This is a genomic window from Dactylosporangium sp. NPDC050688, assembly GCF_040654515.1.
In the GTDB taxonomy this organism is placed as follows: domain Bacteria; phylum Actinomycetota; class Actinomycetes; order Mycobacteriales; family Micromonosporaceae; genus Dactylosporangium.
Genome location: NZ_JBFAIC010000148.1, coordinates 1 through 5,667 on the forward strand (window position 1 = coordinate 1; position 5,667 = coordinate 5,667).

General features: G+C 68.6%; 5 protein-coding genes. 2 read left to right on the top strand and 3 right to left on the bottom strand.

The features are described 5' to 3' along the window. Nucleotides 1-43 precede the first annotated feature (43 nt). Together AB0H83_RS51320 and AB0H83_RS51325 are read right to left on the bottom strand one after the other, a co-directional pair. Nucleotides 44-307, bottom strand: a complete 264-nt coding sequence (locus AB0H83_RS51320) for a hypothetical protein (protein WP_360111200.1) — start codon at nucleotides 305-307, stop codon at nucleotides 44-46. 455 nt (nucleotides 308-762) lie between these two features. Then, nucleotides 763-1,110, bottom strand: coding sequence for a hypothetical protein (locus AB0H83_RS51325; protein ID WP_360111203.1), 348 nt, complete (start codon nucleotides 1,108-1,110; stop codon nucleotides 763-765). Between the two features lie 93 nt (nucleotides 1,111-1,203). Between AB0H83_RS51325 and AB0H83_RS51330 the strand changes: the two genes are divergently transcribed. Continuing rightward, nucleotides 1,204-1,635, top strand: a complete 432-nt coding sequence (locus tag AB0H83_RS51330; RefSeq protein ID WP_360111206.1) for a hypothetical protein — start codon at nucleotides 1,204-1,206, stop codon at nucleotides 1,633-1,635. A gap of 263 nt (nucleotides 1,636-1,898) precedes the next feature. Here AB0H83_RS51330 and AB0H83_RS51335 read toward each other — a convergent pair whose 3' ends face one another. After that, the gene (locus tag AB0H83_RS51335) at nucleotides 1,899-4,214 is read right to left on the bottom strand and encodes a tetratricopeptide repeat protein (RefSeq protein WP_360111209.1); all 2,316 of its coding nucleotides are present in this window, start codon (nucleotides 4,212-4,214) and stop codon (nucleotides 1,899-1,901) included. A 201-nt stretch (nucleotides 4,215-4,415) separates the two neighbouring features. Here AB0H83_RS51335 and AB0H83_RS51340 point away from each other — a divergent pair, with 201 nt between their 5' ends. Next, nucleotides 4,416-5,552, top strand: coding sequence for a hypothetical protein (locus tag AB0H83_RS51340; protein ID WP_360111212.1), 1,137 nt, complete (start codon nucleotides 4,416-4,418; stop codon nucleotides 5,550-5,552). Nucleotides 5,553-5,667 lie beyond the last annotated feature (115 nt).

A 5,667-nucleotide genomic window follows, 5' to 3' on the forward strand; every position in this document is an offset into this window, starting at 1 on the left:
GCTCGACCGACGGAGTCCCAGACACCCCACCATGATCCAGACATCAATCGACCCAAGTCAAACCGACTCGCCGACCGGGCACCTGACCAGTCACCAGAACCCGAACCGGCCGGCCAGCGACCGGGGCATCCATCAACGTCCGGCGATACCGCGAATGCACCCGAGACGACAGCACCGCACATGCCTGACAACCTGCCTGCTGGCCGCGAACACGAGCGGTGATGACCAGTTCGGATCCAGCGTCCACAACCGCATCGATCTCGATACCGCTCAGATGAGGAAGAAGCTGTCCGACGGCATCGCGCACCGCGACAACAATCTATTACTCGAGATCCATCACACAGTTCGCGCCAGAACCCCGAAATCACGGACGAAGCCATCGGGGCCCCCTCGGGTACGCGCTCGAACGCTTCGTCGACGAGCGAGCAGGCGTAGCTGTCATCGTTGTTGAAGACGATCGCGTGGAAGCTGGCGCCGCCCGGATTCCCGGCCCCGATCCCAACAGTGAGCCGTGCGACGTGGTGCTCCGACCCGGTCGTCCAGCCGAAGGCGCACGACGCGAGCTCACCGCGCGGCCCGACGAACTCGCCGAAGGCGCGCCGCTCCAAACCCATCCCGACCTGCGTCTCGGTCAGCCTGCCCTCGATCACCTTCAGGTTCACGCGGCCAACCTACAACAGAGCCCAGCGCCAGGCCGTGAACGTCCGCTCATGCCGCGTATGGCGCTCGGCTCGAGCTTGTGAGTATCGGGGAGTTGCGTGACTACGTCGCGGTGAGCCATCGGTGGTCGTACGCAAGGTAATCCCAGTTGTGCAGCAGCCACCGCCGCTTCGCCGCGTTGGCGGTGCCCCAGAGGTACCGAAGTCCATCAGCGAGGCGGTCACGGCCACCCGGCGCGAGCAGGCCTGGCAGGTTGTGACAGATATCGGCGATGGCGTTCGCCCGCTTGCGACGGACTGCGGCCGCTGCTGGTGACTGGTCCTCGTGTCGATCTTCGGTCAGGTACCTGATCTCGATGAAAGCAAGGCGAAGCAGATCCACTGTCGCCTTCTCCATCGTCGCCAAGACCGGCTCATCTGGTTGCATCGGCACCTCCGACCAGCTTCTCATCAGGTTTCTGCACATGCCGCGGACAGAGCGCGGTGCCGGTCGCCGTGCGACCGCCGACCGGGCGGGGTTGGCGCATGGACGGGCTAGGCTGCCATGGTGCGCTCGATCTTTGTCTTTCCGGCCGGGGATCGCGCTGAGACCGTCGGCCTCCTCGACCGGCACCTTCCGCAGCAGCGTCATCCTTGGCTTTGCAACGGCGCTGTCTACCTCGAGATAGCCGACGGGGAGTCCGGTCACCTCTACTCCGACTGGACGCCCGCGGACCTGGCCGCTCTCGACGCGGCAACGGGTCAACGCCCGAACTGGGCCGTCCAGATCGACGTCTCCGGGCGAATCGACGGGACCGAGGACGTCGTTCACCTCATGACGCTGTTGCTCAGTCGTGGCGGTGTGGCGTTCGACGACTACACAGCCCACGCGTGGACTCTGCCGGAGATACAGTCCGAGGCGCAGGTCGACGGCCTACGATTCTTCGACTTCCGCGGCTACCACAAGACGTGGGATGAGCAGGGCAGCAACGGCTGATTCGATTCTGCGGGAAGCTCACTCATCTGCCGCTGATCGCGCGCGCGTTTGGTTGACGTGCTGATGATGACCGAGTGTGTGAACTTTGCGTCCGGATCTGGTGCGATCGGGCGTTTGGTGCCGGCGGTCGTACCGTTGCCAGGCATGGGGACGCCGACGCTGTAGGGGCCGCCCATGGCCCCACGCGCGTACAACAAAGCCACCAAAGGCATACGCGGCGCCGGCCACCGACGGTCCTGCGCTGTGCCTGCGAGCACAAACCGTCAATGCGCCAGCCGCGCTCGTACCTTTTCGGCGTCTGGATGGCGCACGTTGTCGAGCAGGGCGAGAGCCTCGCGCCAAGCCTCGTCCGCCGCCGCGGTTTCGCCCAGGCACGAATGGGCGTCACCGAGGTCGGTGAGGATGAGGCCTGCGAGGTGGTCGTCGCCGGCCTGGCGGAAGCGGCCAAGCGCTTGGTGGTAGCAGGTCAGCGCCTGGTGGTAGTCCCCGAGCCGGTGATGCGAGTAGCCGAAGCTGTGCCAGGCGTTCGCCTGACAGATCGGGTCATCGACTTCGGCGGCGAGGGTCACCGAGCGCTCGCAGTGTGCGAGCGCGTCGGCGTACTCCCCCAGCAGCGCCTGATACCAGCCGACCGCGTTGAGCGCGCGGGCCTGTCCCGGCCGGTCTTCCATCTCGACGCAGATGCCGAGCGCGTGTCGTGCGTGGTCGCGCGCCGCATCCAGCCGGCCTTCCCGCTCGCTGAGCAGGGCAAGGCTCAGCCAGGTACGTCCCTCGGCGTGCCGGTCGCCGTGGCGCTGAGCGAGCTCGAGCGCCGCACCTAAATGTGTACGTGCCTGGCCGTTGTCTCCGAGTCTGAGGTACGCGCGGGCGAGATGCCGGTGTGCGCCGGCCTCTTTGAGGGGTTCGCCCAGCCGCCGGGCGGCCGTGAGTGCCGCTTGCTGGATGGAGGCCAGGTCGTTCCAGTGGCCACGCCGGTCGAGGTAGTCGCCGAGCTTCTCGGCGAGCTGCCAGGTGATCGCGTCGTGGCCGTGGGCGACGGCGATGTCGACGGCGCGCAGCAAGGCCGTGTGCTCGGCGGCGAACCAGGCTGAGGCGTCGTCACCGGGGTCCCCGGCCACGACGCCTTGCGGCAGCACCTGGAGCGCGGGCTCGGCCGGGTATGCCGCGGCGTGGGCGGTATGCAGGTAGTGGCGGAGCAGGCGGCATGTTGCCGCCTCCCGCGCGTCGTCCGGCTCGGTGTCGCGTACCAGCTCGGCGGCGTACCAGTGGAACAGGTCGTGCATGACGTAGCGGTCGGCGCCGCGACGGCTGAGCAGGTTGCCTTGCACCAGTTCGGCGAGCGCCGCACCACCTGCGGTGACGCTCGCCGCGGCGAGGCTCGCGGCGGCCGCGACCGAGATCGGCGTACCGGGATGCAGGCCGAGCAACCGGAACAGGCGCGCCGCCGCCGCCGTAAGGGCGTGATAGGACCAGGAGAACACGGCCCGGGTGTCGCTTCGCGGGTCGTCGCCGGTCAGCGCGTCGAGGCGGGCCGCGCTCAGCTCCGCGGCGAGGGCCTGCAGCGGGGTGTGCGGGTTGGTGGCGGCCCTCGCCGCGGCCACGCCGAGTGCCAGTGGCAGGCCGGCGCAGAGTCCGACGATTGCGGCGGTCGCGGCGGGCTCGGCTTCGACGCGGCCGTCGCCGATGCGCGTGGCGAACACGATGTGGGCGGCCGCGTGCGGCAGCGGGCCGAGCGTGATCGGGTGCGCGCCGTCGAGGGCCACCAAGCCGGTGAGCCGGTTGCGGCTGGTGACCACCGCCGTGCACGTGGCCGTCGCGGGAAGCAGCGGACGTACGTGGGCGCTGTCGTAGGCGTTGTCGAGCAGGATCGACACCCGCCGTCCGGCCAGCACGCTGCGGTACAGTGCCGCGGCGGCGTCCTCACCCGCGGGCACCTGCGAGTCCGGCACGCCGAGCGCGGACAGGAATGACCGCAGGGCGTGCGCGGCCGTGACTGCGCGGCCGCTGGGGTCGAATCCTCGAAGGTCCACATAGAGCTGCCCGTCCGGGTACAGCTCAGCGGTCCGGTGCGCCCAATGCGCCGCCAGCGTGGTCTTGCCGACGCCCGCGGCACCGTCGATCGCGGCGATCGCCACGACGCCTGCGGCCTTGGCGTCGTCGACCAGCCTGTCAAGGCACGCCAACTCCTCGGCGCGGCCGCTGAAGTGCCGGGGCGGCGGCGGGAGCTGGCGAAGCACCGGCCGGGCGGTGACGGGTGCCGCCGGGCTGCCGTTGCGCCGGTGCTCATCGATCCGGTCCCGGGCGGTGGCCAGCGCGCCCTGCTCCGCCGAGGTCGCGCCGAGCAGGCACACCAACGCGTCGAGGCGGTCGGTGGGGGCAAGCGTGTGCCCGGTGAAGTATTCGGCGACGGCCGTGGTCGACCATCCGGTACGCGAAGCGATCTCCCGGTAGGTCAACTCGCGATCCCGGCGGTGCCGGGCGTGCCTGCGACGCAGGGTGCGCAAAAGCGCTGCCATCTGGCTGGTCGTGACGGCGACCGCGGCCGTGTCCAGGAGCTGCTCGTCGGGGCCTTGCGTCATCACCGTCCTCGCCCTACGCACCGGTGCCGGCAGCCTACTCGTACGTCCGGCGGCGGCGGAAGGCGTTCGCCGGTGTTCGCAGATGTACGCAGTTCGACGGAGTACCGCGCCTCCAGATGGTTATCCGGGCCACCATGCCCGCGGGGATCGACTCATTTGGAGGTATCTATGCATGTGTTGCCAGCAAGATGGCTCGCGCGTGTGGTCGTCGGCCTGCTGATGGCCGCAACCGCGGTCTTCACGGTGAGCCCGGTGACCGCGGCGGCGGCGCCCGCAAACGTGGCGCCGGCGCCTGGTTGCACCACGTCGGGCGTGCGGGAGGGATTGGTGGCCTGCGTCCGGCTGGGGCTGAGCGCGCCCGCCTCCGTGCGTACGGCTGCCGCGACCGCGGCGATTCCGGAGGGGTGCGGCAATGGCAATTGGGCCAACATGTCGCGCTTCGTGATGTGCAAGTCGGGCGGTGGCCTGTACCAGGTGATTGTGGCGCAGGGCGGCGAAGTCGTGGGCGAGATCGCCTTCAACTTCTCCAGCACGGTGACGATGCAAGCCAGAGACCTGCGGTGGACGCAGTCCTTTGAGTACGCCCCGGTCCGTGCCTGGGGTGTGCTGGGCTCGCCGACGCTCTTGTCGGCGCCCGATTGCATGTTCTACTGCAGCATCGTGGGTGGCAACCCGCCGACCGGCTGGGCGCTCAGCAACCTCTCCGGTACGGCGACCTTCACCTCGCCGCGGTTGCCCGGCCAGTACTGGGGTTCGAGGTCGGACTGGGGATTCTGGTTTGTCAACCCGATAGCCGTCAACCAGGTGACCAACACGTTGTGGACCAACTACCCGGGTCACCGCTGCGACGACGTACTTCCGGGCGGCACCGCGGGCTGCGTCAACCAGGACTTCATCCCGACCCTCGAGGTCCCCGAAAGCCGCTATCCCCTATACGCCTTCCACATCAGAAATGCCATCAACACCACCAACCTGCCGTCGCAGCTGACCCGTACGACCAATAGCGCCACGATCGACGCCAACCGGAATACCTCCTGCCCCACAGGTACGAACTACCCGCGCCCGACCGGCTACACCTGCGACGAATACCCATTCGCCTCCACCACGCAGGGCGCCGCCGCCAATCCCGCCGGCTTCACCTTTGACTTCAACACCAAACGATTGGGAAAGCTCGACTGCCAGGTGCCCTGGCTGACCGAACACCGCAGCACCACCAACCGCGGCTACAGCACGTGCATGATCCCCTCGGCGCAGAACAGCCTCGGCGGCTCCGACCTGCAATCGTTCTTCCTCGACAACCGGGTCATCGACCGGGATAAGTTCAACGTGCACGCCTGATCGGCCATTGTCATGGCGGTTGGTATCCGCGCGGCGCGCACCCGCAGGCGGGCGAGCTGGGCGAGGACCACCACGCAGAAGCCGGTCGCGACCGCGGCGAGGACGCCGGTCGAGG

What these genes read in the sequence shown, in the direction of transcription:
- AB0H83_RS51325 (WP_360111203.1), bottom strand. Translation starts at nt 1,110, where the DNA reads ATGAGAAGCTGGTCGGAGGTGCCGATGCAACCAGATGAGCCGGTCTTG.
- AB0H83_RS51330 (WP_360111206.1), top strand. Translation starts at nt 1,204, where the DNA reads ATGGTGCGCTCGATCTTTGTCTTTCCGGCCGGGGATCGCGCTGAGACC.
- AB0H83_RS51335 (WP_360111209.1), bottom strand. Translation starts at nt 4,214, where the DNA reads ATGACGCAAGGCCCCGACGAGCAGCTCCTGGACACGGCCGCGGTCGCC.